The sequence below is a fragment of the Pseudonocardia sp. OZ21 genome (assembly GCF_059359135.1).
Genome location: NZ_JCADBN010000028.1, coordinates 31,460 through 58,448, shown reverse-complemented (window position 1 = coordinate 58,448; position 26,989 = coordinate 31,460). Strand labels below are relative to the sequence as shown.

30 protein-coding genes are annotated in these 26,989 nt (G+C 72.9%); 16 read left to right on the top strand and 14 right to left on the bottom strand.

The annotated features are described in order from the left end of the window. The first annotated feature begins 62 nt into the window (after positions 1-62). The 3 genes from AC5L35_RS35865 to AC5L35_RS35855 all read left to right on the top strand — a co-directional run bounded on the left by AC5L35_RS35865 (position 63) and on the right by AC5L35_RS35855 (position 2,666). Positions 63-1,352, top strand: coding sequence for a glycosyltransferase family 87 protein (locus AC5L35_RS35865; RefSeq protein ID WP_495064209.1), 1,290 nt, complete (start codon positions 63-65; stop codon positions 1,350-1,352). After that, complete coding sequence (locus tag AC5L35_RS35860; RefSeq protein WP_495064208.1) at positions 1,349-1,693, top strand: MmcQ/YjbR family DNA-binding protein; 345 nt, start codon at positions 1,349-1,351, stop codon at positions 1,691-1,693. The genes AC5L35_RS35865 and AC5L35_RS35860 overlap by 4 nt, the downstream gene beginning before the upstream one ends. Before the next feature lie 67 nt (positions 1,694-1,760). After that, a complete protein-coding gene (locus AC5L35_RS35855) occupies positions 1,761-2,666 on the top strand; it encodes an EamA family transporter (RefSeq protein WP_495064207.1) in 906 nt (301 codons plus the stop codon). Here the strand turns inward: AC5L35_RS35855 and AC5L35_RS35850 are convergent. The 4 genes from AC5L35_RS35850 to AC5L35_RS35835 all read right to left on the bottom strand — a co-directional run bounded on the left by AC5L35_RS35850 (position 2,656) and on the right by AC5L35_RS35835 (position 7,027). Further along, positions 2,656-3,552: an ABC transporter permease gene (locus tag AC5L35_RS35850; protein ID WP_495064206.1), complete on the bottom strand. Its 897-nt coding sequence runs from the start codon at positions 3,550-3,552 to the stop codon at positions 2,656-2,658. The genes AC5L35_RS35855 and AC5L35_RS35850 overlap by 11 nt on opposite strands. Continuing rightward, positions 3,549-6,395, bottom strand: coding sequence for an alpha/beta fold hydrolase (locus tag AC5L35_RS35845; RefSeq protein ID WP_495064222.1), 2,847 nt, complete (start codon positions 6,393-6,395; stop codon positions 3,549-3,551). The genes AC5L35_RS35850 and AC5L35_RS35845 overlap by 4 nt, the downstream gene beginning before the upstream one ends. A gap of 108 nt (positions 6,396-6,503) precedes the next feature. Next, positions 6,504-6,683 carry a hypothetical protein gene (locus AC5L35_RS35840; protein ID WP_495064205.1) on the bottom strand — a complete coding sequence of 60 codons (180 nt, stop codon included), beginning with the start codon at positions 6,681-6,683 and terminating at the stop codon, positions 6,504-6,506. 53 nt (positions 6,684-6,736) lie between these two features. Beyond that, positions 6,737-7,027 carry an antibiotic biosynthesis monooxygenase family protein gene (locus AC5L35_RS35835; protein ID WP_495064204.1) on the bottom strand — a complete coding sequence of 97 codons (291 nt, stop codon included), beginning with the start codon at positions 7,025-7,027 and terminating at the stop codon, positions 6,737-6,739. 66 nt (positions 7,028-7,093) lie between these two features. On the opposite strand from AC5L35_RS35835, the gene AC5L35_RS35830 reads away from it, so the two are divergent. Further along, on the top strand, positions 7,094-7,486 hold the full coding sequence (locus AC5L35_RS35830; protein ID WP_495064203.1) for a cupin domain-containing protein: 393 nt from the start codon (positions 7,094-7,096) through the stop codon (positions 7,484-7,486). A gap of 103 nt (positions 7,487-7,589) precedes the next feature. Here AC5L35_RS35830 and ligD read toward each other — a convergent pair whose 3' ends face one another. Genes ligD through AC5L35_RS35815 form a run of 3 tightly spaced genes read right to left on the bottom strand, consistent with a single transcriptional unit; the run spans position 7,590 to position 9,483 of the window. Further along, entirely contained in the window at positions 7,590-8,546 is a 957-nt protein-coding gene (gene ligD / locus AC5L35_RS35825) for a non-homologous end-joining DNA ligase (RefSeq protein ID WP_495064202.1), read from the bottom strand. 48 nt (positions 8,547-8,594) lie between these two features. Continuing rightward, positions 8,595-9,107: a metallophosphoesterase family protein gene (locus tag AC5L35_RS35820; protein WP_495064221.1), complete on the bottom strand. Its 513-nt coding sequence runs from the start codon at positions 9,105-9,107 to the stop codon at positions 8,595-8,597. A 1-nt stretch (position 9,108) separates the two neighbouring features. After that, complete coding sequence (locus AC5L35_RS35815) at positions 9,109-9,483, bottom strand: FKBP-type peptidyl-prolyl cis-trans isomerase (protein WP_495064201.1); 375 nt, start codon at positions 9,481-9,483, stop codon at positions 9,109-9,111. Positions 9,484-9,550: 67 nt separating this feature from the next. Between AC5L35_RS35815 and AC5L35_RS35810 the strand changes: the two genes are divergently transcribed. Next, entirely contained in the window at positions 9,551-11,050 is a 1,500-nt protein-coding gene (locus tag AC5L35_RS35810; protein WP_495064200.1) for an MFS transporter, read from the top strand. A gap of 18 nt (positions 11,051-11,068) precedes the next feature. Here AC5L35_RS35810 and AC5L35_RS35805 read toward each other — a convergent pair whose 3' ends face one another. Beyond that, positions 11,069-13,138 (bottom strand): S9 family peptidase, encoded by a 2,070-nt coding sequence (locus tag AC5L35_RS35805; protein ID WP_495064199.1) that lies wholly within the window; start codon positions 13,136-13,138, stop codon positions 11,069-11,071. Positions 13,139-13,250: 112 nt separating this feature from the next. Here AC5L35_RS35805 and AC5L35_RS35800 point away from each other — a divergent pair, with 112 nt between their 5' ends. Further along, positions 13,251-13,805 carry an FKBP-type peptidyl-prolyl cis-trans isomerase gene (locus tag AC5L35_RS35800; RefSeq protein ID WP_495064198.1) on the top strand — a complete coding sequence of 185 codons (555 nt, stop codon included), beginning with the start codon at positions 13,251-13,253 and terminating at the stop codon, positions 13,803-13,805. A 27-nt stretch (positions 13,806-13,832) separates the two neighbouring features. Here AC5L35_RS35800 and AC5L35_RS35795 read toward each other — a convergent pair whose 3' ends face one another. Together AC5L35_RS35795 and AC5L35_RS35790 are read right to left on the bottom strand one after the other, a co-directional pair. Continuing rightward, a complete protein-coding gene (locus tag AC5L35_RS35795; RefSeq protein ID WP_495064197.1) occupies positions 13,833-15,014 on the bottom strand; it encodes an LCP family protein in 1,182 nt (393 codons plus the stop codon). Positions 15,015-15,068: 54 nt separating this feature from the next. After that, complete coding sequence (locus tag AC5L35_RS35790; protein WP_495064224.1) at positions 15,069-15,680, bottom strand: hypothetical protein; 612 nt, start codon at positions 15,678-15,680, stop codon at positions 15,069-15,071. On the opposite strand from AC5L35_RS35790, the gene AC5L35_RS35785 reads away from it, so the two are divergent. Then, on the top strand, positions 15,631-16,257 hold the full coding sequence (locus AC5L35_RS35785) for a nitroreductase family protein (protein WP_495064196.1): 627 nt from the start codon (positions 15,631-15,633) through the stop codon (positions 16,255-16,257). The genes AC5L35_RS35790 and AC5L35_RS35785 overlap by 50 nt on opposite strands. A 13-nt stretch (positions 16,258-16,270) precedes the next feature. On the opposite strand, the gene AC5L35_RS35780 is transcribed toward AC5L35_RS35785, so the two are convergent. From AC5L35_RS35780 to AC5L35_RS35770, 3 genes are all read right to left on the bottom strand, one after another. Continuing rightward, on the bottom strand, positions 16,271-16,633 hold the full coding sequence (locus AC5L35_RS35780; RefSeq protein WP_495064195.1) for a DNA polymerase ligase N-terminal domain-containing protein: 363 nt from the start codon (positions 16,631-16,633) through the stop codon (positions 16,271-16,273). Then, on the bottom strand, positions 16,630-17,418 hold the full coding sequence (locus AC5L35_RS35775; RefSeq protein WP_495064194.1) for an oxidoreductase: 789 nt from the start codon (positions 17,416-17,418) through the stop codon (positions 16,630-16,632). Before AC5L35_RS35775 ends, AC5L35_RS35780 begins: the two co-directional genes overlap by 4 nt. A gap of 234 nt (positions 17,419-17,652) precedes the next feature. Next, positions 17,653-18,897, bottom strand: a complete 1,245-nt coding sequence (locus AC5L35_RS35770) for a PP2C family protein-serine/threonine phosphatase (protein ID WP_495064193.1) — start codon at positions 18,895-18,897, stop codon at positions 17,653-17,655. Between the two features lie 172 nt (positions 18,898-19,069). Here AC5L35_RS35770 and AC5L35_RS35765 point away from each other — a divergent pair, with 172 nt between their 5' ends. After that, on the top strand, positions 19,070-19,492 hold the full coding sequence (locus AC5L35_RS35765; protein ID WP_495064192.1) for a nitroreductase/quinone reductase family protein: 423 nt from the start codon (positions 19,070-19,072) through the stop codon (positions 19,490-19,492). Positions 19,493-19,533: 41 nt separating this feature from the next. Here AC5L35_RS35765 and AC5L35_RS35760 read toward each other — a convergent pair whose 3' ends face one another. After that, positions 19,534-20,208 (bottom strand): MBL fold metallo-hydrolase, encoded by a 675-nt coding sequence (locus tag AC5L35_RS35760; RefSeq protein ID WP_495064191.1) that lies wholly within the window; start codon positions 20,206-20,208, stop codon positions 19,534-19,536. Positions 20,209-20,412: 204 nt separating this feature from the next. Here AC5L35_RS35760 and AC5L35_RS35755 point away from each other — a divergent pair, with 204 nt between their 5' ends. The 8 genes from AC5L35_RS35755 to AC5L35_RS35720 all read left to right on the top strand — a co-directional run bounded on the left by AC5L35_RS35755 (position 20,413) and on the right by AC5L35_RS35720 (position 26,982). Further along, complete coding sequence (locus AC5L35_RS35755; RefSeq protein WP_495064190.1) at positions 20,413-21,639, top strand: ABC transporter substrate-binding protein; 1,227 nt, start codon at positions 20,413-20,415, stop codon at positions 21,637-21,639. Beyond that, positions 21,639-22,502 (top strand): branched-chain amino acid ABC transporter permease, encoded by an 864-nt coding sequence (locus AC5L35_RS35750; RefSeq protein WP_495064189.1) that lies wholly within the window; start codon positions 21,639-21,641, stop codon positions 22,500-22,502. Before AC5L35_RS35755 ends, AC5L35_RS35750 begins: the two co-directional genes overlap by 1 nt. Next, positions 22,499-23,491 carry a branched-chain amino acid ABC transporter permease gene (locus AC5L35_RS35745; RefSeq protein ID WP_495064188.1) on the top strand — a complete coding sequence of 331 codons (993 nt, stop codon included), beginning with the start codon at positions 22,499-22,501 and terminating at the stop codon, positions 23,489-23,491. The genes AC5L35_RS35750 and AC5L35_RS35745 overlap by 4 nt, the downstream gene beginning before the upstream one ends. Next, positions 23,488-24,246, top strand: a complete 759-nt coding sequence (locus AC5L35_RS35740; protein ID WP_495064187.1) for an ABC transporter ATP-binding protein — start codon at positions 23,488-23,490, stop codon at positions 24,244-24,246. Before AC5L35_RS35745 ends, AC5L35_RS35740 begins: the two co-directional genes overlap by 4 nt. Beyond that, positions 24,243-24,947 (top strand): ABC transporter ATP-binding protein, encoded by a 705-nt coding sequence (locus tag AC5L35_RS35735; RefSeq protein ID WP_495064186.1) that lies wholly within the window; start codon positions 24,243-24,245, stop codon positions 24,945-24,947. Before AC5L35_RS35740 ends, AC5L35_RS35735 begins: the two co-directional genes overlap by 4 nt. Positions 24,948-25,146: 199 nt before the next feature. Beyond that, positions 25,147-26,286 carry a sulfite oxidase gene (locus tag AC5L35_RS35730; protein WP_495064185.1) on the top strand — a complete coding sequence of 380 codons (1,140 nt, stop codon included), beginning with the start codon at positions 25,147-25,149 and terminating at the stop codon, positions 26,284-26,286. Beyond that, positions 26,279-26,659 (top strand): YidH family protein, encoded by a 381-nt coding sequence (locus tag AC5L35_RS35725; RefSeq protein ID WP_495064220.1) that lies wholly within the window; start codon positions 26,279-26,281, stop codon positions 26,657-26,659. Before AC5L35_RS35730 ends, AC5L35_RS35725 begins: the two co-directional genes overlap by 8 nt. Next, on the top strand, positions 26,656-26,982 hold the full coding sequence (locus AC5L35_RS35720) for a DUF202 domain-containing protein (protein ID WP_495064184.1): 327 nt from the start codon (positions 26,656-26,658) through the stop codon (positions 26,980-26,982). Before AC5L35_RS35725 ends, AC5L35_RS35720 begins: the two co-directional genes overlap by 4 nt. Positions 26,983-26,989: the final 7 nt, after the last annotated feature.

Genomic DNA, 26,989 nt, shown 5'->3' with positions numbered 1-26,989 from the left:
GGCACGGGGCGAGGGAGAGTTACCGTGGCGGGCGATCTGTCGGCCGAGGAGAGGGCACCAGTGTGACGGTTGTCGGCGGGTCGACCGTCCGCACCTCGGCCGAGCGGCGCATTCTCGACGTGCTCCGGTCGCCCGGGCGCATCCTGCCGGTCACCGTTCCGCTCCTGGCCCTGGTGCTGGTCGGGGTGGTGATCTACACCGGTGGCCGGCACATCGACCTGCAGGTGTACCGCTTCGGGGTGCAGGCGTGGCTGGCCGGCGGTGATCTCTACGGGCCGCTGCCCGAGACGGCGGGCCACATCACGCTGCCGTTCATCTACCCGCCGTTCGCGGCGCTGGTGATGGTGCCGCTGGCCGTCGTGCCGTGGGTGGTGGCCTGGACGGGGCTGCTCGCGCTCTCGACGTTGTCGCTGGGCGCCACCCTCTACGTGGTCGCGCGCCGCCTCTGGGAGGCCGGCGGCCGGGGTGGGGCGCTGTCCGTGGCGTCGATCGCGCTGCCGCTGGCGCTCGCGGTCCAGCCCGGCAAGGTCATCGACTTCGACGTCCCGTCCGACCCCCGGCCCCCGCTGAGCCTCGAACCGGTGTCCCAGACCATCCAGTTCGGTCAGATCAACCTCCTGCTCATGGCGTTGGTGGCGCTCGACTGCCTGGTCGCGCGGCCGCGCTGGCCCCGTGGCGTCCTCATCGGGATCGCCGCCGCCATCAAGCTGACACCGGCGGCGTTCGTCCTGTACTTCCTGCTGCGCCGGGACTACCGGGCCGCCGCCACCGCCGCGATCTCGGGCGCCGTCGCCACGGCGATCGGGTTCGTCGTCGCGCCGAGCCAGTCGTGGACCTTCTGGCTCGACAACCCCGCGGGCGGCGTCAGCGGATCACCGTTCTTCACCAACCAGACGTTCCAGGCCGTGCTCGTCCGGATGGGGATCGACGGCACCCCGCGCACGGTCTGCTGGCTGCTGCTGTCCGCGGGGCTGCTCGCGCTCGCGGTGCCGGCGATCCGGCGAGGTTCGGCGCCGCTCGCGCTCGTCGCCACGGCGGGTGTCGCGCTGCTGGTGTCGCCCACCTCGTGGTCGCACCACTGGGTGTGGGTGGCGCCCGCGCTCCTGGTTGCCGCAGCCACGGCATGGCGGTTGCGGTCCCGGACGTGGGCGGTGGTCACCCTCTTGACGGCGGCCGTGTTCGTGATCGCTCCGCATCAGCAGGGGCTGCCCCGGGCCGACAACCGGGAGCTGTCGTGGACCCCACTGCAGCAGTTCATCGGCAGCACCTACGTCTGGTTCACCGTGCTGCTCTTCGTGCTGCTGTTCGTGGCGATGCGGCGCGACCGGCCGGCCCCGCAACGCTGGCCGTGAACCACGAGGAGCTCGTCGCCTACTGCCTGGCCAAGCCCGGCGCCACCCCCGACGAGCCGTGGGAGGGTGACCTCGTCGCGAAGGTGGGCGGCAAGATCTTCGCGTTCCTCGGCGGAGACGGTCTGGGGGTCAAGTGCGGGCGCGACGCCGACGAGGCGGCCGAGCCGCGCCTGCGCTACCCCGGCGCCGTCGAGGTGATGGCCTACATCGGGCGGCACGGCTGGAACCGCGTCACGGTCGACGGGACGATCCCGGACGACGAGCTGTGCGAGCTCGTCGACGACTCCTACGCCGCGGTGGTCGCCAAGCTGCCCAAGCGGCTGCGCCCGCAGACCACCTGACAGCCGCAGCAGGGCGAGGACGGCCACATTCGCTGGTCTTCGTCCCCGACTGGACAGATCGTGGGGCGTGACCACCCGCGACCGCCTGCTCGCCGCTGTCGTCGCCGTGCTCTGGGGCGCCAACTTCCTCGCGATCCACGTGGGGCTGGAGCACTTCCCGCCGCTGTTACTGGCCGCGCTGCGGTTCCTGGTGCTCGCGATCCCGACGGTGCTGCTGGTGCCCCGCCCGCGGGTGCCGCTGCGCTGGCTGCTCGGTTACGGGCTCGGCTTCGGCACGGTGCAGTTCCTGTTCCTGTTCGTCGCGATGGACGTCGGCATGCCCACGGGGCTCGCGTCGCTGGTGTTGCAGGCCTCGGCCCCGTTCACGGTGCTGCTCGGGGCGTTGCTGCTGCGGGAACGGATGGGCGTCCGGCAGGTCGCCGGGATCACCTTGGCGGTGGTGGGGCTGCTGGCCATCGCCGTGGCGCAGGCGCATGCCGCGGCCCTGATCCCGCTGCTGCTCACCCTCGTCGGGGCGTTGGGCTGGGCGTTCGGCAACCTTGCCGCCCGGCTCGCCGACGCACCGAACCCGCTGCACCTGACGCTGTGGATGTCGGTGGTGCCGCCGGTCCCGCTGCTCGCGGCGTCCCTCCTGACCGAGGGACCTGCCGCCGACTGGGCGGCGGTGCGCGCCGCCGTCACCCCGGCCGGGGTGCCCGGGCTGCTGGCGATCGCCTACCTCGCCATCCTCGCCACCGTGCTGGGCTCCGGCATCTGGACGGCGCTGATGCGCCGCTACCCGGCCGGGGTCGTCGCGCCGTACTCGCTGCTGGTGCCGGTGGTCGGGATCGGGCTCGCGGCGGCCGCTCTGGGTGAACGGCCCAGCGTGGTGGAGCTGGTGGCGGGGGTGGTGATCATCGGTGGGGTGCTGCTCGGGACACCGCGACCGCCCAGCGCCGTCACCGACGTCGCGCTCGTCCGCACTAGCTCGTGACGTCCTTGCGCCGGAACTGCCACACGGCCAGGCCGCCGAGCACGGTGGCGTAGGAGACGGCGGAGAAGACGCCCCGGGTCATGTCCCCCCAGTCGATCTGCCCCGCGAGCAGGTCGGCCCACGCGCTGTCGTAGTGGGTGGGCAGGTAGTTGCGGAGGTCCTCCAGCGCGGTGATCTGGTCGAGGATCTGCGACACGATCGACACCGTCACCGCGCCCCCGACCGCCCCGAGCGGTGCGTCCGTGCTCACCGACAGCACGAGGGCGAGGGCGGCCACCCAGCTCAGCTGCACCGCGATGTACAGCGCCGCCAGCAGCACACGGCCCACGCCTGTCCAGAAGGTCAGGGACTCACCGGTGGGGCTCACCAGGTCACCGGTGCCGTACGCCACGGCGCCGACGGCCAGCGACACCACGGGGAGCAGCAGCAGCGCCGCCACCGACAGCACCGCCGACACGACCGCCTTCTGCCGGAGCAACCGGGCGCGGGGGACCGGGGCGGCGAGCAGGTAGCGCAGGCTCGACCACGACGCCTCCGCGGCCACCGTGTCGCCGAAGAACAGCGCCACCACCACGACCAGGAGGAACGACGAGGAGGCGAAGAGTGCGAACACCGCGAAGTTGGCTCCGCTGCCCTTCGCGAGGTCGACGAGGTTCACCGAACCGGTGGCGGTGCCGTCGTCGGCCAGCTCGAACGCGATCCAGAGGATCACGGGGAGCAGCGTGACCAGGGCGAACGTCACCTGCGTGCGGCGGCGCAGGAGCTGGCGACGCAGCTCGACACGCAGTGGCAGCGTGCGGCCAGGGCGGTACCGGCCGGGCTGGACGTCGTCGGCGAGGTCGCCGACCGTGCCCTTCCAGGTGGACGGACCGTCGTTCGTGGTCACGGGGCTGCATCCATTTTTCCGGCGTCCTCTCCGACGAGCTGCAGGAACGCGTCCTCGAGACGCCGCCGCGGGCCGGCCGACGCGACGTCCACCCCTGCCGTGACGAGCGCCCGCACCGCCGAGGCGCGCGGGGTGCCGTTGAGCTCGGCGTGCACCGAGCCACCGTCGACCGACACGGCGTGCACCCCCGCCAGCCCGCTGAGCACCGCGGCCGCGCGGTCGGGGGCGTCCACGCCGAACGTGGCGGCCCCGCCGCCGGCGATGATGTCGTCGACCGTGCCGTCCGCGACCACCTCGCCGTGGTGCATCACGACGACGTGCGTGCAGGTCTGCTCCACCTCGGCGAGCAGGTGACTCGAGATCAGCACCGTCCGCCCGCCTGCCGCGTACCGGTGCAGCACCTCACGCATCGCGTGGATCTGGGGCGGGTCGAGCCCGTTGGTGGGCTCGTCGAGCACGAGCAGCTCCGGGAGGCCCAGCATGGCCTGAGCGATGGCCAGGCGCTGCCGCATGCCCTGGCTGTAGGTGCCCACCCGCCGCTGTACCGACGCGCCGAGACCGGCGATCCGCAGGGCCTCGTCGAGGTGGGCCTCGGCGGCCGGACGGCCCGTCGCGGCCCAGTAGAGGCGCAGGTTGTCCTCCCCCGACAGGTGGGGCAGGAACCCCGGTCCCTCGACGAACGCCCCGATCCGCGCCAGCACCGGCGCGCCCGGCGCGACCGGCTCCCCGAACGCCGTGATCGTGCCTGCGGTGGGCTTGATCAGACCCATGAGCATCCGCAGCACGGTGGTCTTGCCTGCGCCGTTCGGGCCGAGCAGCCCGAGCACCATGCCCTTCCGGACGGTGAACGACACGTCCTTCACCGCGCTGAACCCGCCGCGGTAGGTCTTGGCCAGCGTGTGGATCTCCAGCGGCGGGGCGTCCGGGTCGGCGGCCGCCACGGTGCCTGCCGCCGAGCGGCGGCCGACGAGCCGGGCGACGACCCAGGCCAGCAGGGCCAGCGCCAGCACGACCGCGATCCCGATCAGGGGCAGGAGCGGCACGGTGTTGGCCGTGACGGCCTCGCCCGGCACCAGCGGCACGGTGAGCGCCGCGTCACCCGTGAGCCCGATCCGCCACACCGCGGGCTCGGTGCCGCTCGCGTAGGCCTGGTCGGTGGTGCCGATCGACACCACCAGGCTGTTCCCGGCCTCCACCGGCGCCACGACTCCCGGCAGGGTGACGGTGACGCGGGCCGGGGACCCGTCGGCGGGGACGGCCACCCGGAACGGGGCGACCGCGTTGCCCAGCAACGTGCGCAGACCGTCGGGCGCCACCTCGAACGTCCTGGCGAAGAGGACCGCCTCGGCGGGTGCGGGCTGGCCCGGGACGCGGGAGACCGACACGTCGACCCGGGGCGCGCCGGCGACCAGCACCGGCTCCCCGAGAGCAGCGGTGCGGAACTGCGCGGACTGGCCGGGGACCTCGGCGGTGGCCGCCGAGAGCCGGCCGGCCAGGCTGCCCAGCGCCCCACCGATCCCCGGCAGCGTCGTGATCGCGGCGGGGTTGCCCCCGGCCGGGTTCAGCGCGACCTGCTCCGGCCCCTCCAGACCGAGCCGCTGGGACTCCACCGGAGCCGCGCCGGAGATCCCGGGGTAGCCGGTGGCCTCCACGGTGCGGCTGTTCGGGGCGCCGCCGTTGGTGCGCACCCCGCTCTGGACGGTGTAGCCGAAACCGGTTCCGGGGTTCGTGCCGGTGTGGGCGAGGTGGAAGTCGAACCAGTCACCGATCGCCTCCCGCACGGCCGCGCCGGGCGCGCCGCCATCGTGCCCGCCCCCGTACCAGAGGACCTTCACCGGCGTTCCGGTCGCGGCGATCTGGCGGGCGTTCGCGTCGGCCTGGTCGAGCCCGAACAGCGTGTCCTGCTCGCCCTGCACGAGCAGCGTCGGGGCGGTGATCCGGTCGGTCACCGTCGACGGCGACGAGCGCTGCAGGAGAGCCGCGGTGGCGGGGGAGAGCTGGCCCGTGGTGGCGGCTTCGGTGTACGCGGCGCACACCTGCGCGGTGAACCGGCCGCAGGTGAGGGGCTCACCGGGCGGGGCCGGGTTGCCGGGCTGGGCAGGCCCGGGCTGGGCAGAGCCGGCCTGCGCGGACCCGCCGACGGGGGCGGCAGCGGCGGCCGGCTGTGCGGCCCCGGGCGGGGCCGAGTCCGGGCCGGCCGCGCCGTCGGCCGGGCCGAGCCCGGCGGAGAAGAAGAGGCCGGCCCACCCCCGCTTGAACACCCCGTCAGGGGCGAACGCGCCCCGCGCCGGGGTGCCGGAGGGGAGCGGGGCGGTGGTCGCGGCGTTGGGGAACAGGGCCTGACCGAGGTCGTTCCAGGTGATCACCGGGGCGATGGCGTCGATCCGCCGGTCGTAGCCGGCGAGCAGCAGAGCGAGTGCGCCGCCGTAGGACCCGCCCGTGACCCCGACTCGGGGGTCGCCGGGCCCGTCCTGGGTCACGTCGGGGCGCGCGGCCAGCCAGTCGACGAGTGCCCGCGCGTCGGCGACCTCGTGGTCGGGGTCGTCGAGGGAGATCTGGCCGGTGCTGGCGCCGAAGCCGCGGGCCGACCAGGTGAGCACGACGAACCCACGTGCGGCCAGGTCGCGGGCGTCGGGGTCGACCGAGGCCTTGCTCCCCCCGAAACCGTGCGCGACGAGCACGGCCGGGGCCGGGGTGACGGCGGGGAGGTAGAGCGTGGTGTCCAGGCTCACCGGCCCGGTGGTGCCCGGGCCGCCCGCCACCTCGATGCGCTGTTCCTGCGTGCGGACCGCAGGCGTCGCGGCGGCGAACGCGGTGCCGGTCGGCACCACCAGCGCGACCATGGCGAGCGTGAGGGCCGCGGCGAGCGCGCGGAGGGTCCGGTGCACAGGTTGACGTTATGCGAAGGTCGGTAGGGCCCCCTCAGCCGTCTCTCAGCGACGAAGGGGGAGCTACCGGTGGACCCGCGCCCCGGCCCTCTCGGCCGTGGTCATCGTGGCCTCGGCGTCGTCCACCCACCCCCGGATCAGGGCAGGCAGGGGCGGCCAGTCCGGCCGGGTGTCGAAAGCGAGCAACCACGTGTCGCCCAGCCGCAGCTCGGCGTGCCCGATCCCGCCGTCCGCGGTCTGCACGCGCGAGAGCTCGACGGCTCCGAAGACCTCCGTGGCGAAGTCGAGGAAACAGCTCAGAGCACGTCGTCGAAGTGCTCCACGCGCGGAGCCCCGTCGAAGAACGGGCTGATCAGGGTGCGCCACCGGGTGTAGTTCTCCGACTGGCGGAACCCGACGGTGTGCGCCTCGATGCTGTCCCACTCGATCAGCAGGACGAACCGGGTGGGCGTCTCCACGCTGCGGGTGAGCCGGGCCTCGCGGAAGCCCGGCGTGTCGGACACGAACTTCACGCCCTCGCGCACGGCCGCGCTGAACTGATCTTCCGTGCCCGGCTGCACCGCGAAATCGGCGATCTCCAACACCATGGTCGCATCCTCGCACGGACTCGTATCTCGAGGAGTGCGGTAAGGCCATTTTGGGCACATGACGGCATGGAGCACTTCACGATCGCCACTGTCGCCGAGCAGAGCGCCGACTTCCGCCGGGTCCTGTGGACCGGCGAGCACACCCAGCTCGTCATCATGACGATCCCGCCGGGTGGGGAGATCGGCGAGGAGGTGCACGACGACACCGACCAGATCCTCACCTTCGTCAGCGGCACGGGCGAGGCGAAGGTGAGTGGCAGGACGAAGGCGGTGGCCGCGGGCGACCTCGTCGTCGTGCCGGCGGGCAAGAAGCACAACTTCGTCAACACCGGCCCGAACCCGTTGGTCCTCTACACGGTCTACGGACCGCCGGAGCACGCCGACGGCGTCGTGCACAAGACCAAGAAGGAGGCCGACAAGGCCGAGGAGTCGGGCCAGGACGAGCCCCCGACGAAGTAGCCGCGCCGTCCCCATCCCGCGAGTCGCCCGGTTCCGCCCCGCGAGTCGCCCGGTTCCCGCGCGCGAGTCGCCCGGTTTCCGCGCCCGCCGCCAGTGGCTGCCGCTACTGCCGGCGGGCGCGGGCGCGCCGCTTCCCCTCGTGCATGGCCTGCACGCGGGCGATGGGGATGGTGTGCCCCTCCTCGACCAGGTCGGCGGGGAGCTGCTGGGGCGGCGGCATCCGTTCGTGCCACGGGTCGCCGTCCCCCAGCAGTTCGACGGCGGTGCGGACGGTGAAGTCGGCCGGTACGACGTGGTCGAGCTCGTCCCACGTCACGGGGAACGACACGGGAGCACCCGGACGGACGCGCGGGCTGTACGCCGCGACGATGGTGGCTCCGCCGGAGCGGGTGGAGTCGACGAAGACCCTGCCGCCGCGGTCGTCCTTGATGTAGGCGGTGGTGGCGACGTCCGGGTCGAGGCGGGCGGCCCGTGCGGCGAGCGCCCGTGTCGCCGCCGCGGCGTCCTCGACCCCGGTGCGCTCGTCGAGGGGCACGAACACGTGCAGCCCTTTCGCGCCGCTGGTCTTCACCACGCCTGCGAGTCCGGTGTCGTCCAGCGCCTGCCGCACGAGCCGGGCCGCCGCGACGACGTGCGGGAACGCGTCGTCCGCCGGCGGGTCGAGGTCGAGCACCAGGTACGTCGGGTGGGTCTCCTCGGCGTGCATCAGGGTCGGGTGGTACTCGACGGCCCGCTGGTTGGCGAACCACAGCAGGGTCCGGCGGTCGTTGCAGAGGGCGTAGGACACCTCGCGCCGCGACGCCTCCGCCCACACCGTGGTGGTCCGCACGAAGTCCGGGGTGTACTTCGGCACGTTCTTCTGCATGAACGGCTCCTGGCCGGGCCGCACGCGGATCACCGACAGCGGCCGGTCACGCAGCTCGCGGAGGATCCGGTCGGCCACGGCGTCCAGGTAGTCCACCAGGTCCCGCTTGGTGGCCCCGGCCCCATCGAACAGCGGTTTGTCGAGGCTCGTGAGCTCCACACCGTCGCGGATCTCGTCGGCCTTCGTGCGGCTCATCGTCACCTCCTACCACCTGGGCCGCGCCGCGGCCAGGCCGAAGGGCGATCAGGGCCCCGACCGTGCGGGTGCGAGGTGGTGCAGGTCCACGGCGGTGAGACGGCCGTCGGCGGCCTCCGCGGTGATCCAGGTGAACGTGGGCTGCCGGCGGCGGTCGGTGGGGGAGCCCGGGTTCAGCAGCCGCAGACCACCGGGGGCGACGGTGTCCCACGGGATGTGGCTGTGCCCGAAGACGAGCACGTCGACGTCCGGGTACGCGGCGGCGCAGCGGCGCTCCCGGCCCGCCGCGGCACCGGTCTCGTGCACCACCGCGAACCGGACGCCGCCGACCTCGACCTTCGCGACCTCCGGCAGCCGGGCGCGTAGCGGCGGCCCGTCGTTGTTGCCGTAGACGCCGACGAGCCGCCGCGCCCGCGCTTCGAGCGCGTCGAGCAGGTCGACCGACACCCAGTCGCCCGCGTGCACCACCACGTCGGCGGCGTCGACGGCGTCCCACACCGGTACGGGCAGATCCTTCGCCCGTACCGGGAGGTGGGTGTCGGAGATCAGCAGCAGGCGCAGGTCAGCTCACACCCACGAGGTCGACCACGAAGATCAACGTCTCGCCGGGCTTGATGGCGCCGCCCGCGCCCCGGTCGCCGTAGCCGAGGTGCGGCGGGATCACGAGCCGGCGGCGGCCGCCGACCTTCATCCCGGCCACCCCCTGGTCCCAGCCTGCGATGACGCGGCCCGTGCCGAGGGGGAACCGGAGCGTCGAGCCGCGGTTCCAGGAGGCGTCGAACTCCTCGCCGGTGGAGTGCGCCACACCCACGTAGTGCACCTCGACGGTAGTGCCGGGGGCGGCCTCGGTGCCGTCGCCGGTCTGAATGTCCTCGACGACCAGGTCGGCGGGGGCGGGGCCGTCGATGGGGTCGACTTCAGGTCGCTGCAGTGCCACAGGGAGTCCTCCGGTTCGGTTGACCGTTCAGAGTGCCAGAGCCCGGAGCGGGAGGTACACAGGAGGCATGACCAGCACCGACGCCACAACGGGCCGGCCTGGCGAGGATGACGGCGAGCTCGACCCGAAGCGATGGCAGGCCCTGTGGGTGACGCTCGTCGCCGGGTTCATGAGCCTGCTCGACGTGAGCATCGTGGCGGTCGCGCTGCCCTCGCTCCAGCGCGGCCTCGGCACCGACCCGGCGCAGGTGCAGTGGGTGGTGTCGGGGTACGCGCTGACGTTCGGGCTCGCGCTGGTGCCGGCCGGGCGCCTGGGGGACGCGCTGGGCCGCCGGCGCATGTTCCTGTTCGCGCTCGCTGCGTTCGTCCTGTTCAGCGCGCTCGCCGGGGCCGCACCGACAGCCGAGACGCTCATCCTCGCTCGCCTCGCGCAGGGGCTGGCTGCCGGCGCGCTCGCGCCGCAGAACTCCGCGCTCATCCAGCAGCTGTTCCGGGGTGACGAGCGCGCCAGGGCGTTCGGTCTCTTCGGTGCCACCCTCGGCATCTCGACGGCCGTCGGCCCGATCGTGGGAGGCGTGATCCTGGCGCTGGCGGGCGGAGCGGACGGCTGGCGGTGGATCTTCTACGTCAACGTCCCGATCGGGGTGGTCGCCCTCCTGCTGGCCGCCCGGCTGATCCCGCGCACCGAGAGCGGTCCGCGGGGGCACGTCGACATGATCGGGACCGCGCTCCTCGGTGGAGCGGTGCTCGCCGTCCTGCTGCCGCTGGTCGAGGCCGACTCGGGTGGGCTCGTCCGGTTGTGGTGGCTGTTCCCGGTGGCCGCGCTGCTGGTGGCCGCGTTCATCGCGTGGGAACGCCGGGTGCTGCGCCACGACCGCGACCCGCTGCTCGACATCCGGCTGCTCAAGAGCAGGCCCGGCTACGCGTCCGGGGTGGCGCTCGGCACCATCTACTTCATCGGCTTCAGCGGGATCTGGCTGGTGTTCGCGCTGTACTTCCAGACCGGTCTCGGTTACACGCCGCTCGAGTCGGGCCTGGCGGTCACCCCGTTCGCGATCGGCTCGGCTGCCTCGGCGGTGGTGGGGGGTCGGCTCGTCGCCCGGCTCGGGCGCGTGCTCACGGTGATGGGCCTGGTCCTCGTCGTGGTCGGGCTCGCGGTCACGGGGGTGGTGCTGGCGCTCGCGCCTGCCGAGTCGGCCGGGCTCGCCGTGGCGGCCCCGTTGCTGGTCGCCGGCATCGGCGGCGGCTGGGTCGTCGCCCCGAACACGACGATGACGTTGCGCTACGTGCCCGTCAGCAGCGCGGGCTCGGCGGGGGGCGCGCTGCAGACCGGGCAGCGCATCGGCGCCGCGATCGGCACCGCCGCGCTCACGGGCATCTTCTACTCGGAGCTGATGGGCAACGGGAACGACTTCCGCATGGCGGTGGCGGTCGCGGTGGGCGCCGCGACCCTCGGGTCCGTGGTCGCGCTGGTCGTCGGCATCCTCGAGTGGCGGACGGCCCGCAAGTACGCCGGCCTCCACGAAGAGACCGGGGCAGCCGACCACATCCCCCCGGATCCGCACTGAGCAGCGCCCCCGGCGCGGTCAGGTCCCCAGCGCGTCCTTGAGGAACCGCACCTGCAGCAGGAGCAGGTTCTCCGCCACGACCTCCTGCGGCGTCATGTGCGTGACACCCGACAGCGGCAGCACGCTGTGCGGCCGCCCCGCGGCCAGCAGTGCCGAGCTGAGCCGCAGGGTGTGGGCGGCCACCACGTTGTCGTCGGCGAGCCCGTGCACCAGCAGCAGCGGCCGGGTGAGCTTCGCCGCGTCCTCGATGAGCGACGACCGCGCGTACGCGTCCGGTGCCTGCCCCGGATGTCCGAGGTAGCGCTCGGTGTAGTGCGTGTCGTAGAGCGCCCAGTCGGTGACGGGCGCCCCGGCGACGGCCGCGTGGAAGACGTCCGGGCGCCGCAGCACCGCGAGTGCGGCCAGGTATCCGCCGAACGACCAGCCGCGGATGCCCACCCGCGTGAGGTCCAGGTCGGGGTACTTCTCCGCGACGGCGTGCAGCGCGTCGACCTGGTCGTCCAGCACGGGCGCGGCGAGGTCCCCGCTGACCGCACGTTCGAACTCCGGCCCCCGCCCCGGTGTGCCCCGCCCGTCGACGACGACCACCGCGAAGCCCTGGTCGGCGAACCACTGGCTGGTCAGGTACGCGCCACGGGTGGCGAGCACGCGCTGGGAGTGCGGGCCGCCGTAGGGGTCCATGAGGACGGGCAGCGGCGTGCCCGGCTCGTGTCCGGTCGGCAGCAGCACCGCCGTGCGCAGCCCGCGATCGCCCGCGGCCAGCAGGGTGACCCGCGGCGTCAGCCCGGACGGGTCGGCGAACGACGTGATGGTCCACTCGGCGCCGTCTCGGTGCACGGTGGTGGTCGTGGCGTCGGCGTCGAGGCTCTGCCGGGCGACGACGAGCGTGCCGCCGACGAGCCGCCCGGAGTGCACCCCGGCCTCCGACGTGACCGCGGCGAGCCCGTCCGGGCCCCAGGTCCACAGCCCGATGGACGTGGGGTCCTCACCGGCGCGGAAGAACACGGTGTCACCTTCGACGTCCAGCACGTCGCGGACCTGCAGCGACGGCGGGGTCACCGGCTCGCCGTCGACGACGAGCCGGCGTGCGCCGTCCGCGTCCGCCACGGTGACCAGCGCGCCGGACGCCGTGTGCGTCGGGACACCCGGGACGATCTCGACCCACGCGGGGTCGGTCTGCTCGTGCACGGGGGAGGTGGTGCCCGTGTCCGGGTCGACCCGCAGCACCCGCAGCGCCCGCTGGTCCCGCGGCTGCACGACGATCAGGAGTCCGTGGGCGTCCCACACGACGTTGACGAGGTACTCGTCGCGGACACCGTCCCAGTCGACCTGGGTGCTCCCGCCGTCGAGCGTGTGGATCCGCAGCGAGACGTGCGCGTTGGCGGTGCCGGCCGCCGGGTAGGCGACGACGGCGGGGGTGCGGTCGGGGTTGGCGGGGTCGGCGATGTGCCAGCGCTGCACGGGCGAGTCGTCCACCCGCGCGACGAGCACGGCGTCCCCCTCGGGGGACCACCAGTAGCCGCGCATCCGGCCCATCTCCTCGGCCGCCACGAAGTCGGCCAGGCCGTACGTGACCTGCTCCCCGTCGGGCTCGGCGAGGGTGGTGGTGGTGCGCGCGGCGACGTCGTGGACGTGCAGCCCGCCACCGCTGACGTAGGCGACGCGGCGTCCGTGCGGGTCGGGCCTCGGGTCGATGACGCCGCCGGGGGTGTCCACCAGCCGCGGGGTGAGGCCCGCGGCGAAGTCGGTGACGTAGAGCTGCCCGGACAGGGTGAAGGCGGCCATCGTGACCGGCCGGTCGGTGGCGTACCCGACGACGCCCCCCGCCTGCTCCCGGCTGCGCTCCCGGCGTGTCCGCTCCTCCGGCGGCAGGTCCTCCGTGCCGCTGTCCAGCTCGTGGGGGTCGGCGACCAGGCGCTCCTCACCGTTCTCCAGGTCCAGGGTCCAGAGACACGTCACCGGGTCGGTGCCTCCGCGGCTGCGCAGGAACACGACGCGGCCGCCGTCGGGGGAGACCGTGATGCCACGCGGGGACCCGAGTGTGAAGCGCCGGGTCCGGGCCTGCCTGCGGGGGAAGCTGTCCGTCACGGTGGATCAGTCTGCCTGCGGGGGCCCCGATGTGGATACCTGACCTGCTCTGTCCCCGCCGCGACGCGTACCCCCTCGATCGGGGCGGGGCCGGTCGTGCTCGACTGGTCGCATGAACCGCTCCCTTCTCCGGGTCGCCGTCGCCACCGTCGCTGTGACGGCCCTGGCCGGTTGCGGCTCCGGCGCCGCACCGGCAGCCCCGCCCCTCCCACCGGCCGCTGCCCAGCCGACCGCGGCCGCGGCCGCCCCGGCTCCTGCCCCGGCACCCGGCGTCCCGGCCCTCACCGGCAACCCGACGGACCTGACGGCGCAGAGCGAGGCGCAGGCCGGGACGGGGCAGCCGCCCACGAAGCTCGTGACCCAGGACATCGTCGTCGGCACCGGCAAGAAGGCCGTCCCGACCGACACCGTCGACGTCCAGTACAGCGGCACCCTCTACTCCGACGGCAAGCCGTTCGACAGTTCGTGGAAGGACGGCGGCCAACCCGTCTCCTTCCCGCTGGACGGGGTGGTGCCGGGCTTCGCGCAGGGCATCGAGGGGATGCAGGTCGGCGGCCGCCGGGTGATCGTCATCCCGCCCGACCTGGGCTACGGCGCCCGCGGCAGCGGCCCGGTCCCCGGCAACGCCACGCTGGTCTTCGTGGTGGACCTCGTCGGTATCGCCTGACGCCGGGCCGGTCGGCTCACGCGCCGGTCAGTTCACGCAGGGAACGCCGCCTGCCGTGATCACGCGCGGTGTGTCGTCGGTGGACCTCGACGAGCGCCCCGACGCGGCAGGCTGCACGGGCGGCGCCGCAGCTGCCTCCGACGAGGAGGTCGCGCCGGGTTCGTGGCCGGCCACCACGGACCTCACGAAGGCGCGTACCGCGCTCTGGTCGATCTGGACCGCGACGCCGTCGTAGGGCGTGCGCAGGTCGGTGCGGCCGGTGGGGATCGTCTGGAAGCGGAGGTCGCTGCCCGAGAGGCCCGCGAACTGGCTGAGTGCCTGCTCGATGTTCCAGCCGCTGTCGAGCACGACGTTGCGGTCGACGACGCCGACGAGCCGGGTGAGCCGCACCGGGTTGGTGAACGTCCCGGTGGAGATCAGCTGCTTCGTCAGTCCTGCCGCGAAGGCCTGCTGGCGCGCGATGCGGTCGAGATCGCCGCCCGGCAGGCCGTGGCGCTGGCGGACGAACGCGAGAGCGGCCGGCCCGTTGACCGTCTGCGCTCCGGCCGGGAGGTCGATGCCGGAGTAGGAGTCGTGCACGGGTTCGTTCAGGCAGATGGGCACGCCGCCGAGGGCTTCGGTGAGCTCGACGAACCCGACGAAGTTGATCTCGGCGTAGTGGTCGATCTGCACGCCGGTGAGCTGCTCGACCGTGGCCACGAGAGTGGCGCGCCCCGCCTCGCGCCCGCGCCGGTCGAGCTCGGGGCCGGTGATGCCCTGCGCGGTGAGCGTGTTCTCGGCGCTCGTCAGCCCGAGCTCGTAGGCCGAGTTGATCTTGTGGGTGCCGCGGCCGCCCGCGATCGGGACGTACGAGTCGCGCGGGATAGAGATCGCCTCGGCGGGCCGGCCCGGATCGGCGGGGACGTGCAGCAGGATGATCGTGTCGGTGTTCAGCTGGCCACCGTCCGGGCCGACGTGCAGGGCGTTGAACAGCGCGGGGGGCAGTGGGTTGCCCGCGGAGTCGGTGCGGGCGTCGAGACCCACCAGCAGGGCGTTGTACGCCTGACCCTGGGGCGTGGGAACGGCGTGGGGAATGGCCGCCGTGCTGGTGAAGCTGGTGTCGAGGTACCGCTGCAGCGACCAGGCAAGGCCTGCCACGGCGAACGCGACGACCGCAGCCAGCGCCACCACGGTGCGCATGACCACACGCACGGTCCGTCTCGCGTTCATTGTTCTCCGGTCACCCGCGCCAGTACCGTTGCCGCGCCGCGACAGCCTGGAGAGTCATGGCCGCAGTCGCGACCCTGAATCCACGATAACCGCGCATGTAGACCGGGCGGCTGAAAGGTGACTGAGAGGCGATCTTGCTGATCGGTCGACTGCGGCCAGCAGGTCGACAGTGAGCCGTTCGAGCCGGTCGGCATCCGCCGCATCGAACGTCCGCAGGGCCGGGTCGATGCGGCGGTTGTCGAGTCCCCGACGCCGCCACGCGCTGAAGCCGGGCTCCGGCGGCGCGTCGAGCAGAGCGCCGATGGCCGCGGCGGCCCGGTCCGGTGGAGCGGCGATCGCGGCGGCCGCGAGCTCCGCGGCGGCCCGCCACGGCTGCCTCATCCCGACGTACGGCCGGGTGTCGGCGAATCCGGGGTTGTAGACCACGTAGCGGGTGCGGCCGCCGTGGCGGGCGAGCGCCGGACCGAGGAGATCGTTGGCCCGGCCGGCCTGCAGCTGCGCCCGCAGGCCCGACCAGCGCCGCGTCAGCTGAGGGTCGTCCCACTGCACGCCGCCACGGGTGATACCCGGACCGGCGAGGTTCACCACCACCGGCTGCGGCGCCCGTTCGAGCTGGGTGCGCAGCGATGTCGGCCTGGCCACCGCCTCGGACCTGCGCAGACGCATGGACGAACGGCGGACGGTGCGGAGCTTCTCCACCGAGCCGGTACCGGAGCAGATCGTCCGCGACGCCATCGCGGTGGCGGCCACCGCCCCCTCCGGTGCGCACCAGCAGCCCTGGACCTACGTTCTGGTGAAGGACCCCGAGGTCCGGCGGCGCATCCGGGAGGCGGCCGAGGAGGAGGAGCGACGGTCCTACGCCGGCCGGCTCGGCGAGGAATGGCTCGGCGCATTGCGACCGATCGGCACGGACGAGCACAAACCGCACATCACCGATGCGCCCTACCTGATCGTCGTGTTCCAGCAGCGTTATTACCTGAATTCGGACGGAACGTCCTACAAGCACTACTACGTCGACGAATCCGTCGGGATCTCCGTGGGGATGCTGCTCACGGCGCTGCACCTCGCCGGGCTGGCGGCTCTGACCCACACGCCGAGCCCCATGCGCTTCCTGTCCGAGGTGCTCAACCGGCCGCGCAACGAGAAGGCGTTCGCGGCGATCCCCGTCGGCCGTCCGGCCTCGCACTGCGAGGTGCCCGACCTCGTCCGCAAGTCGCTGGACCAGGTGCTGGTGGAGGTCTGAGCGCCCGGTCCCGCTACTGGTCCGCGAGGCGGTGCAGCAGCCAGCCCTGTGACGTGCGGATGAGTGCGTAGCGGCGGTCGTCGTCCCTGCCGTGCAGGGTCAGGAGGATGCGGCGCTCCGAGCGGTCGTGCTCCTCCCACCAGCCGATGTCGGCGATGGACTTGACCTCGTCCTCGTACGTGAGGTGGTCGAGGTCGTGGTCGGCAACGGCGACCGCCAGCCGCTTGTCGCCCGGCTCCTCGGGGAGCCCCTTCGGCACCGCCCACGAGCGCAGCACGCCGTCCTCCTCGAGGCGCAGGTCGAAGTGGTGTTGCGGCCGCTGGTGCTCGTGCAGGACGAAGGCGGGCCGCTCGGCGCTGTCCACGCGGTCGGTCACAGGGTGGTGACCAGTCCGCCGTCGATGACCACGTCGGTGCCGGTCACGTTGCCTGCTCGACCGCTCGCGAGGAGCACCACGACGTCGGCCACCTCCTCCGGACGAGTGAACCGGCCCGTGACCGTCTGGTCGGCCACGTGCTTCGCGACGTCGGCCGGGTCGCCGCCGCTCTCGCGGGCGATGGTGGCGGCGACCCCGTCGGCACCGAGCCACAGCGCGGTCTCGACCGGGCCGGGGCTGACGGTGTTCACCCGGACGCCGCGGGGCCCGAGTTCTTTGGACAGTGCCTTGCAGAAGTTGGACAACGCGGCCTTGGTGGCGCTGTACTCGATGATGCCCGGATCCGGCAGGAACGCGTTGATCGAGCTGATCGTGACGATCGTCGACGGGGCCCGGTCGAGCAGGTGCGGTAGCGCGGCACGGGTGGTGCGTACGGCCGAGAGGAAGTTGATCGTGATCGCCCGCTCCCAGTCGTCGTCGCTGAGGGCGAGGAAGCCGTCGGACCGCGGCCGTACCGCTCCGACGTTGTTGACCAGGATGTCCACCCCGCCGAAGACCTGCACCGCCTCGTCGACGAGCCGGGCCGGGCCGGCCGGCTCGGTGAGGTCCACCTGTACCGCGTGCACCGGGTACCGGCCGGCGAGCTCGGCCAGCTCAGGGCTGCCGCCCCGGGATCCCGCGACGACGTTCGCACCCTCGGCCGCCAGCAACCGGACGATCGCGAGGCCGATCCCCTTGCTGGCTCCGGTGACGACGGCGACCTTGCCGAGCAGGTCCAGATCCATGGCGGTCTCCTCGTGGCGTGATCAGCGGAAATCGGCGTGTCCGGCTGCGCCTGACGGCATCGGCGGGGTCACGCGTGCCTGCTCCCGCCTGATCCGGCGGTGGCTCACCCGACCCGGAGCCGGCGGAGGTGCACCGGTCCGAGCGCTCAGGCATGGCCTGCCGGGCGGCGTGTGACTGCAGTTGTGGACCTTACCTGCCGGGCTGCGTGACACGGGACGGTTCGCATCGAGTTCTCATGTCGAGGCGCGGCGCTCGCTCGCGCCGCTTCTACTGACCCGGAGTCTGGGTGGACCGCCGTACCAGTCCAGGCAGACGACGGTGGCGTCGTCGCGGAGCTTGCCTCTGGTCGCGCGCATGACGGCGTCACCGAGCGCGTGGACGACCTCGCGGGGGTGGAGGTTGCCGCTGCGGCTCAGCGTGTCGGGGACGTCCAGTTCGGCCGCGTTCCGTTCCAGCATGCCGTCGGTGACGAAGACGATGCGGTCACCTGGCGCTATCGGAAACTGCTGCACCCGGAACGACCTGCCGGAGTTGATGCCGAACGGGAAGTCGATGCTCAGCTCGATCTCCTCGACGCGCCCGTCGCGCAGTCGCAGCGGGAATGGGTGGCCGGCGTTGATGATCGTCGCTGATGCCGTGTCGAGGTCGATCCGCATCAGCTGACCGGTGACGAACTGGCCTACCGCGGAGTGCGCGACGAGCGCGTCGTTCGCGTTCCGTGCCTGCTCGCCGAGGTCCAGGCCGCGGCGCCGGCCGTTGCGGAGGCTGCCGACCAGCAGGGTCGCGAGCAGGGCTGCCGCGACGTCGTGCCCTGCCGCGTCCGTGATCGACACGTGGAGGGCATCCTCACCGAGCGCGTAGTCGAACGTGTCGCCACCGACGGCACTGGCCGGCTCCATCCACCCCGAGATGGTGAACTGTCCGGCCTCACAGGTGAACGAGCCGGGCAGCAGTCGCCGCTGGATCTCCGCGGCCAGGGAGAACGGTGTCGTCCGCTGGCCCCACTCGAACAGGTCGGTGTGGCGGCGATTGGCGATCACGACGTAGCTGAGCGCGTGGGCCGCTGCCGCGACATCGGCCACGACCTGCGCGTCCGGATAGTGCGGCAGGATCAGCTCGAGCACGCCGACCGCATCCCCGCGATCGGTCACCGGGAGGACCAACCGCGCCCCGTCGCCCATGCCGTGAACGTCGACCTGCTGAGTCCGCAGCACCCGTTCGTACACGGTGCCGGTCAGCGGGACGGTTTCCCGGCTCCGGACGAGGCGGCTGTCCGCGGCGTCGACGCCCCGTTTCGCCCGGTCGAAGCGAACTACGGCGTGGCCGCTGAAGTCGGCGATCAGGAAGCTCACCTCCTGGGCGCCGACCATCACCGCCAACTCGTGCGTGACCACCTCGATGGCCTCGGTCGGCGCGGCAGCCTCGACGCTCTCCAGCAGCGCTCGGAGATCGGTTCGCGGAAGCTGCTGCTCGCTCATCAGGCGAACCCTAGGGCGGCAGTGCCCGCAGCGCCGTCGAACCCGGGCCGCCGTAGCTCGCCCAGCTCATTTCCGGACGGAATGTGGGCCGGATCGTTCTGGTTGGTGGCGGAGGGGCCGTGGTCACGGCGGCCGGGGTACTGCTCTTCTGATGCGAACTGTGAGGAGAAACGTGGACGTCGGCGAATGGGACGACTTCAACACGCGGATCATCAACGAGTTCCGGGCCAACGAGGGCCGGGTGGCCGAGTCCGACGGCTACCCGACGATTCTGATCCATCACATCGGCGCGAAGTCGGGCATCGAGCGGGTGTCGCCGCTGGCCTGCTTCCCTGAGGACGGCGGGAGCATGCTGATCATCGCTTCCAAGGCCGGGGCCCCGACCAACCCGGACTGGTACCACAACGTGAAGGCCAACCCGACTCTCACCGTCGAGACGGGTACCGAGACCTTCCTGGTGCACGCCGAGGAGGTGGTCGGGCCGGAGCGCGACGAGTTCTTTGCCCGGGTGGCCGCCGAGCGCCCCAATTTCGCCGAGTACCAGCAGAAGACGACACGGCCGATTCCGGTCCTGCGCCTGACCCGGGTGTCCTGAGGACGCTCGTTCAGCAATCCCGTCCAGCGACGAGCAGCTACCTACCAGCCGCGGGCGCGCCACTCCGGCAGCGACGGGCGCTCCTTGCCGAGGGTGGTGTCGTCGCCGTGGCCCGGGTACACCCAGGTCTCGTCGGGCAGGGAGCCGAACACCCGCTCCTCCAGATCGCCCAGCAGCGACCCGAACTCCTCCGGGCCGGCGGTCTTGCCGGGGCCCCCGGGGAAGAGGGAGTCGCCGGTGAAGATGTGCGGGTGGTCCTCGCCGCGGTAGACGAGGGCGATCGATCCGGGAGTGTGTCCGCGCAGGTGCACCACCTCCAGTTCGATGTCGCCGAACTGCACGGTGTCGCCCTGCTCCACGAGGTCGTCCATCGGGATCGGCAGTTCGGGGGCGTCGAGCGGGTGGGCGATCTGCCGCGTCTGGAACATCCCCGCGACGGCGCCGAGGGCCTGCCAGTGGTCGGCGTGGCGGTGGGTGGTGACGAGGTGGCGCAGCTCGGGCCGGGTGTCGGTGGCCCCGACCAGGTCGGCCAGCCGGTCCGGCTCGTTCGCCGCATCGATCAGCAGCGCCTCGTTCGTGGACCGGCACACGAGGAGGTAGGCGTTGTTGTCCATCGGTCCGACCGAGACCTTGGTGATGCTCAGGGCGTCGAGATCGCGCCGGATCGCCGCGCCGCCGGGGTCGGTGTGACCGGAGTAGCTGTCGATGACGTCCACGGCGTCAGCCTAGTGCGGCGGCCGGGAACGCGGCCGGACTGATCGCGCGCGGGCCCGGTGGACACCGCGGCCCGGCGACGCTCCGTCACGATTGGGTCGCGGCGCCGCGCCCGGTTCATCCGAATCGTTGACATTGCGAAGACCTGCCGACAACGATCTGTCGTCTCACGCGGGTGCGGCATGGTGGACGAGGAGCGGTCTGAGATGGCGGTACACCCCACGTTCGATCGGCGACGGTTCCTCGGTCTGCTCGGCGCGGCATCGGCCCTGCCGGTGGTCGCCGCGTGCGGAAGCAGCGTCGGCGGGTCCACCGGCGCACCTGCCACCGGTGGGGGCGGCGGCACGGTGAAGGTCGGCCTCGTCGTCCCGCAGTCGGGCGTCTACGCCGCTCTCGGCACCGACATGCAGCGCGGGTGGGAGCTGTGGCTGGCCGACAACGGGCAGCGGTTCGGTGACTACACCGTCGAGACGGTGATCGCCGACGAGGGCGAGACGCCCCAGACGGGCGTGCCCGCCGTGCAGAAGGTGCTGCAGAACGACGGCGTCGACGTGGTGGTCGGCCTGGTCAACTCGGCCACCGCGCTGGGGGTCCGCGACCTTCTCACCGAGTCCAAGAAGCTGTTGATCGTCACGAACGCGGGCGCCGAGGCCGTCACGAGCACGTCGCGGACGCCCTACATCTGGCGCACCTCCTTCACCAACGGCCAGATCGCGGCCGCGATGGGCACGCACCTGGCGCAGTCCGGGTTCGCCGAGGGCGTGTACGCCATCGCGCCCGACTACGCGGCAGGCACGGAGGTCATCACCGCCTTCACGAAGGCGTTCGAGAGCGGCGGCGGCCGGGTCGTCGGGTCGGCCAAGACGCCGTTCGGCACCACCTCGGACTACCAGCCGTTCCTCACCGGCATCCAGAGCTCCGGTGCGCGGGCCGCGTTCTGCTTCTACTCCGGCGCCGAGGCGATCAACTTCGTGAAGCAGTACGCGCAGTTCGGGCTGGCGTCGACGATCCCGCTCTACGGCTCCGGCTTCCTCACCGAGGGCAACGTGCTGCCGCAGCAGGGCGACGCGGCGCTCGGGGTGCAGACCACGCTGCACTACACCGACCAGCTCGACAACCCGGCCAACGCGGCCTTCGTCCAGGCCTACACGGCGAAGCACGGCGAGGCGCCCAGCTGCTTCTCCGTGCAGACGTGGGACGCCGCCAACGTGCTCGACCGGGCGCTCGCCGCGGCCACCGCGCTCGACGGCGACTCCCTGGCCACCGCACTGGGCACGGTCGGCGCGATCAACGACAGCCCGCGCGGCTCCTGGACGTTCGAGAACCAGACCCCGCGGCAGAACGTCTACCTCCGCCGGGTGGACAACAACGGGGGCGCCCTGGTCAACGCCGTCGTGCAGGACCTCGGCCCGCAGAGTCAGCCGGCGGCCTGATGCTCGTCAGTGTCCTCAACGGCTTCGCGATCGGGTTCCTGCTGTTCATCCTGGCCGTCGGGCTGTCGATCGTGTTCGGGATGATGGACGTCCTGAACCTCGCACACGGGGCCCTGTTCCTCGGGGGCGCCTATCTCGGCGCGGCGTTCGCCGGCAGCTGGGGCGGGTTCCTCGCCGCGCTCGGCCTGGCGGCGGTCGGCGGGCTGGCGGCCGGCGCCCTGCTGTCGCTCATGACCGAGCCGCTGCGCAAGCGCTCGCACCTCGACCAGGCGCTGCTGACGCTGGGCGTGGCGTTCGTCGTGGCCGAGTTGCTGATCATCGCGTTCGGCGACGACCCGCTCTCGGTGTCCGCCCCGCCCGCGCTCGACGGCTCGGTGTCGGTGCTCGGCGCGACATACCCGGCGTACCGGCTGGTGCTGATCGGCGTGGGGGCCGTGCTGGCGCTGGCCGTGTACCTGGTGGTGGAGCGGACGCGGGTGGGTGCGCTCGTGCGGGCCACCGTGGCCGACCGCGAGATGGTCGCCACCCTCGGAATCGACAACCGCCTGGTCAAGGCCGCGGTGTTCGCCGTCGGGTCGTTGCTCGCCGCGACGGCCGGCGTGCTCGGCGGCCCGATCTACGGGGCGCGTCCTGGACTCGACGCCACCGTGCTCATCCTCGCGCTGGTGGTCGTCGTGATCGGTGGGCTGGGCTCCGTGCGCGGAGCGCTCGTCGGGGCGTTGATCATCGGGCAGGTCGACACGCTGGGCCGGGTGCTGCTGCCCCAGTTCGCCTCGTTCGTGCTGTTCGGCGCGCTCGCGCTGGTGCTCGTGCTGCGGCCACGGGGGCTGTTCGGGAGCCCGGCGTCGGTGAGCACGCGATGACGGCCGTGGACGCCCCCGCGGTGCCGGGCGGCGAGGCCGCGGTCTCCCCGCGGGCGCCGCACGGCCGTAGTGGGCTCGTGGCCGCCGCCGTGCTGGTGGTGCTCGCGGCCGCCCCGCTGTTCCTCGCCCCGTTCGCCACCACCACGCTCGCCCGCATCCTGGTGTTCGCGCTCTTCGCCGTGAGCCTGGACCTGCTCGTCGGCGTCACGGGCCTGCCCTCGCTGGGGCATGCCGCCTACTTCGGCTCCGGCGCGTACGCGGCGGGCTGGGCGTCGATCAACGTCACCGCCGAGGCGCCGGTGCCGCTGCTCGTGGGTGCGGCCGTCGGCGCCGTCGCGGCCGCGCTGACCGGATGGATCACCGTGCGGACCGGCGGGGTCTTCTTCCTCATGCTCACCCTCGCCATCGGGGAGACCGTGCAGCAGGTGGCCAACACCTGGGAGAGCGTCACCGGCGGCGCCAACGGGCTCACCGGCGTCCCGGCCGTCCGGGTCGGGGGAGCGCCGCTGGCGAACGCAGGTTTCGTGTACTGGTACGTGCTCGCCGTGTTCGTGCTGGGCTTCGTGCTGGTGTGGCTCGTGGCGCGCTCACCGTTCGGGGCCGCACTGCGCGGCATCCGCGACAACGAGCCGCGGATGCGCGCGATCGGCTACCCGACGGCGCTGTACAAGTACGGCGTCTTCGTGATCGCCGGCGGCGTCGCCGGGGTGGCGGGCTCGCTGCTGGTGGCCCAGCAGCGCCTGGTGACGCCGGCCGATCTCGGGTTCCTCACCGCGTCGCTGGCCCTGCTCGCCGTGATCATCGGCGGGGCGGGCTCGCTCTGGGGCGCGTGCCTCGGAGCCGCGCTGGTGATCCTCATCCGCGACGCGCTGGGCCCCGGCCTCGGCGGTCACGGCACGCTCCTGCTCGGCGTCGTGTTCGTGCTGGTGGTCTACCTGCTGCCACGCGGGGCGGCCGGCCTTCGGCTGCGCCGCCGGAGCCCGTCATGACCGCGCTGCTGTGCGCCGGGCTCAGCCGGTCGTTCGGTGCGCTGGCGGCCGTCGACGGCGTCGAACTCGCGGTGGCCCCGGGTGCGCGGCACGCCCTGATCGGACCCAATGGCGCGGGGAAGTCCACCCTGTTCAGGCTGGTCAGCGGCACCATGCGGGCCGACGCGGGCCGCGTCGAGCTGGCGGGCCGGGACGTCACCGGGCTGTCGGAGGTGAAGCGGTGCCGGCTCGGGATGAGCCAGACGATGCAGCACGCCAGCCTCTTCGCCTCGATGACGGCGGCCGAGACGGTCGCGCTGGCCGCGGCGCGCCACGAGAACGGGCCGATCTCGCTGTTCCCGCGCCGGCAGCCCCGGGTGGCCGCGCGGGCGGAGGAGCTGCTGACCGACGTCGGCCTGGCCGGTCGCGGCGGCGTCGCCGTCCCGGCGCTGTCGCACGGCGAGCGCAAGCAGCTCGAGGTGGCACTGGCGCTGGCCTGCCGCCCGACGCTGCTGCTGCTCGACGAGCCCGCCGCCGGCATGTCGCCCGCGGAGAGCGCACGGCTGGTCGAGCTGCTGCGCGGGTTGCCGCCGGAGATCACGGTGCTGTTCGTGGAGCACGACCTGGACCTGGTGTTCTCGCTGGCCGACGCGGTCACGGTGCTGCACCTGGGGCGCGTGCTGCTGTCGGGCACGCCCGACGAGGTCCGGGCCAGCGAGGCGGTGCGTGAGGCCTACCTGGGCACCGGGCGGCGCGAGGAGCTGTTCCTGTCATGAGCTTTCTCGAGGTCCGTGGCCTCGTCTCCGGGTACGACCGCGGCACCGTGCTGCACGGGTTCCACCTCGATCTGGACGCGGGCGCCGTGCTGGGCCTGCTGGGCCGCAACGGCGTCGGCAAGTCCACGCTGATCATGACCCTCGCCGGGCTCGTCCCGGTGTCGTCGGGGTCGGTCCGCCTCCACGACGTGGAGCTCGCCGGGAAGCGCCCGGACCAGATCGCGCGGGCCGGGGTGGCACTCGTGCCGCAGGGCCGCCGGGTCTGGGCCACGGTGACGGTGGGCGAGCACCTCGCACTGTCGTCGTCGCGGTCCCGGGGCGGCACCTGGACCGTCGACTCCGTGCTCGACCTGCTGCCCCGGCTCGCCGAGCGCCGCAGCCACTACGCCGGGCAGCTCTCCGGCGGGGAGCAGCAGATGCTCGCCGTGGCGCGGGCGCTGCTCACCAACCCGCGGCTGGTGCTCCTGGACGAGCCGTCCGACGGCCTCGCCCCCGCGATCGTCGACCAGATCGCGGGCGTCGTCACCACGATGCGTGCCGAGGGCGTGACCGTCGTGCTCGTGGAGCAGGACCTGCACCTGGCCTTCGGCGTGGCCGACGAGATCGCGGTGATGGAGAAGGGCGCGCTGGTGCACCGCGTGCCGACCGCGGAGTTCCGCCGCGACCCCGACACCGCACACCGGCTGCTCGGCGTGGCCTGATCGGACCCGGAGAGGTGTGATGCCGGGCGCATTCCGTTCCGCCCGGCCACGAACGCCCGAGGTGGCAGCCCGGTCATAACCCCGGCCTATGGGTTCCCGGGCCTGTGTCGTCTACCGGGCCGTCCCGGGCGGGCACACCCTGGACCCCGGAGAACAGGCAGGGGCCGGTGGCCCGGGACTCGACGGACGGAGTGGGCACGTGACGCGCAACGAGCGGGACATGGTGGTGCACGAGCAGGAGCCCTACAACGCGGAACCCACACGATCGGCTCTCGCTGAGAACGTCGTGACCCCTGTCGGCGTCTTCTACGGCCGCAACCACGGCACCATGCCCGACATGGACCCGCACCAGTGGCGCCTGCAGGTGGACGGCATGGTCGACCGGCCGATGGAGCTGTCCCTGGCCGACCTGAAGGACCGGTTCCCCCACCGGGAGATCGTCGCCACGCTGCAGTGCGCCGGCAACCGGCGTGCCGGGCTGATGGCCGTCCGCGACATCCCCCACCAGCACCCGTGGGGTCCGGGAGCCACCTCGACCGCCCGCTGGGGCGGGGTGAGCCTGGCCGACGTCCTCGCTCACTGCGGGCTGAGCCCGGACGCCACCGACATCGAGTTCGCCGCCCCGGACGTGGCGGACGAGGCGGTGCCGCCGCAGCCGTACGGGGGTTCGATCAGCGCCGCCAAGGCCACCGCGGCCGAGACGATGCTGGTCTGGGAGATGAACGGCGAGCCGCTCACGCAGGCCCACGGTGGTCCGGTGCGGGTCGTCGTGCCCGGGCACATCGGTGCGCGCAGCGTGAAGTGGCTGCAGCGCATCACCGCCCAGGACCGCCCCTCCGACAACTTCTTCCAGGCCACGGCCTACCGGCTGCTGCCCGCCGACACCGACCTCGACCGCGCCCAGGTCGGTGACGGGTTCCCGCTCACCTCGGTCGCCCTGAACTCCGCCATCCTCCGGCCCGACGACCACGCCGTCGTGCCCGGCGGCCCGACCACGGTCACGGGGTACGCCTTCGCGGGCGACGACCGGGGCATCGCCCGCGTCGACGTCTCCGTGGACGGGGGCCGCACCTGGACGCAGGCCGGGCTCGAGGAGGACCTCGGCCCCTGGGCCTGGCGGTTCTGGCACGCCACGGTCGACCTGCCGCCCGGCGAGGTGACGATCACCGCCAGGGCCTGGGACACGACCGCGGCACTGCAGCCCGAACACGCCGAGAGCGTGTGGAACCCGAAGGGCTACATCAACAACGCCTGGCCGTCGGTCACGGTCACCGCGCGCGCCGCCGTACGCGCGCCGCTTCAGGAGCCCGTCGCGACGTCAGGGGGCCGCCATCGCTGACGACGACAGCGTCCCCGAGCACAACAGCGTCCTGGAACACGAGCCGGACTACCGGTTCACCCTCGCCAACGAACGCACCTTCCTCGCCTGGATCCGCTCGTCGCTGTCCTTGCTGGCGGTCGGGATCGCGGTGGTGCAACTGGTCCCCGCCTTCCCGTTGCCGGGGATCCGGACGGTCACCGGTGGGCTCCTCGTCGTACTCGCCGTGCTGTGCGCCGCGAACGGCGTGGTGCGCTGGCAGCGGGTGGAGCGCGCGATGCGCCGCGACCAGGCCCTGCCGCGGCAGCGCGTCCCGTGGATGCTCGCCGTGGGCCTCGTCCTGCTCGCGCTGGTGGGCCTGTTCCTCGTGGTCCTCAAGGGTGTGGAGGGATGACGGAGCCGGCCGGTGGCCCGCCACCCGGGCTGCAGGCGGAGCGGACGGAGCTCGCGTGGAGCCGCACGTCCCTCGGGGTGCTGGCCAACGGCGTGCTGCTGTCCGTGCGTGTGTTCACGGACGCAGGCCCCGGCGCCGCAGCGGCCCCCATCGCGTTGGCCGTGGTCATCGCGGTGGCGACGGTCGTGGTCGGACGGGTCCGGGCCAACGCCCTGCGCCGCTCACCGCTGCCCGTCCACCTGGCCCCCACCCGCGCCGTCCCGCTGATCGGCTGGTCCGTGGTGGCCCTGGCGACGCTGACGGGCGCCGCCCTCCTGTTCTAGGAGGTCA

Coding starts and splice junctions, on each gene's coding strand:
- AC5L35_RS35830 (WP_495064203.1), top strand. CDS start 7,094: ATGGAGCACTTCACGATCGCCACTGTCGCCGAGCAGAGCGCCGACTTC.
- AC5L35_RS35750 (WP_495064189.1), top strand. CDS start 21,639: ATGCTCGTCAGTGTCCTCAACGGCTTCGCGATCGGGTTCCTGCTGTTC.
- AC5L35_RS35775 (WP_495064194.1), bottom strand. CDS start 17,418: ATGGATCTGGACCTGCTCGGCAAGGTCGCCGTCGTCACCGGAGCCAGC.
- AC5L35_RS35795 (WP_495064197.1), bottom strand. CDS start 15,014: ATGAACGCGAGACGGACCGTGCGTGTGGTCATGCGCACCGTGGTGGCG.
- AC5L35_RS35800 (WP_495064198.1), top strand. CDS start 13,251: ATGAACCGCTCCCTTCTCCGGGTCGCCGTCGCCACCGTCGCTGTGACG.
- AC5L35_RS35810 (WP_495064200.1), top strand. CDS start 9,551: ATGACCAGCACCGACGCCACAACGGGCCGGCCTGGCGAGGATGACGGC.
- AC5L35_RS35720 (WP_495064184.1), top strand. CDS start 26,656: ATGACGGAGCCGGCCGGTGGCCCGCCACCCGGGCTGCAGGCGGAGCGG.
- AC5L35_RS35740 (WP_495064187.1), top strand. CDS start 23,488: ATGACCGCGCTGCTGTGCGCCGGGCTCAGCCGGTCGTTCGGTGCGCTG.
- AC5L35_RS35835 (WP_495064204.1), bottom strand. CDS start 7,027: ATGGTGTTGGAGATCGCCGATTTCGCGGTGCAGCCGGGCACGGAAGAT.
- ligD (WP_495064202.1), bottom strand. CDS start 8,546: ATGAGCCGCACGAAGGCCGACGAGATCCGCGACGGTGTGGAGCTCACG.
- AC5L35_RS35845 (WP_495064222.1), bottom strand. CDS start 6,395: ATGGTCGCGCTGGTGGTGCCGACCGGCACCGCGTTCGCCGCCGCGACG.
- AC5L35_RS35770 (WP_495064193.1), bottom strand. CDS start 18,897: ATGAGCGAGCAGCAGCTTCCGCGAACCGATCTCCGAGCGCTGCTGGAG.
- AC5L35_RS35735 (WP_495064186.1), top strand. CDS start 24,243: ATGAGCTTTCTCGAGGTCCGTGGCCTCGTCTCCGGGTACGACCGCGGC.
- AC5L35_RS35790 (WP_495064224.1), bottom strand. CDS start 15,680: ATGCGTCTGCGCAGGTCCGAGGCGGTGGCCAGGCCGACATCGCTGCGC.
- AC5L35_RS35755 (WP_495064190.1), top strand. CDS start 20,413: ATGGCGGTACACCCCACGTTCGATCGGCGACGGTTCCTCGGTCTGCTC.
- AC5L35_RS35745 (WP_495064188.1), top strand. CDS start 22,499: ATGACGGCCGTGGACGCCCCCGCGGTGCCGGGCGGCGAGGCCGCGGTC.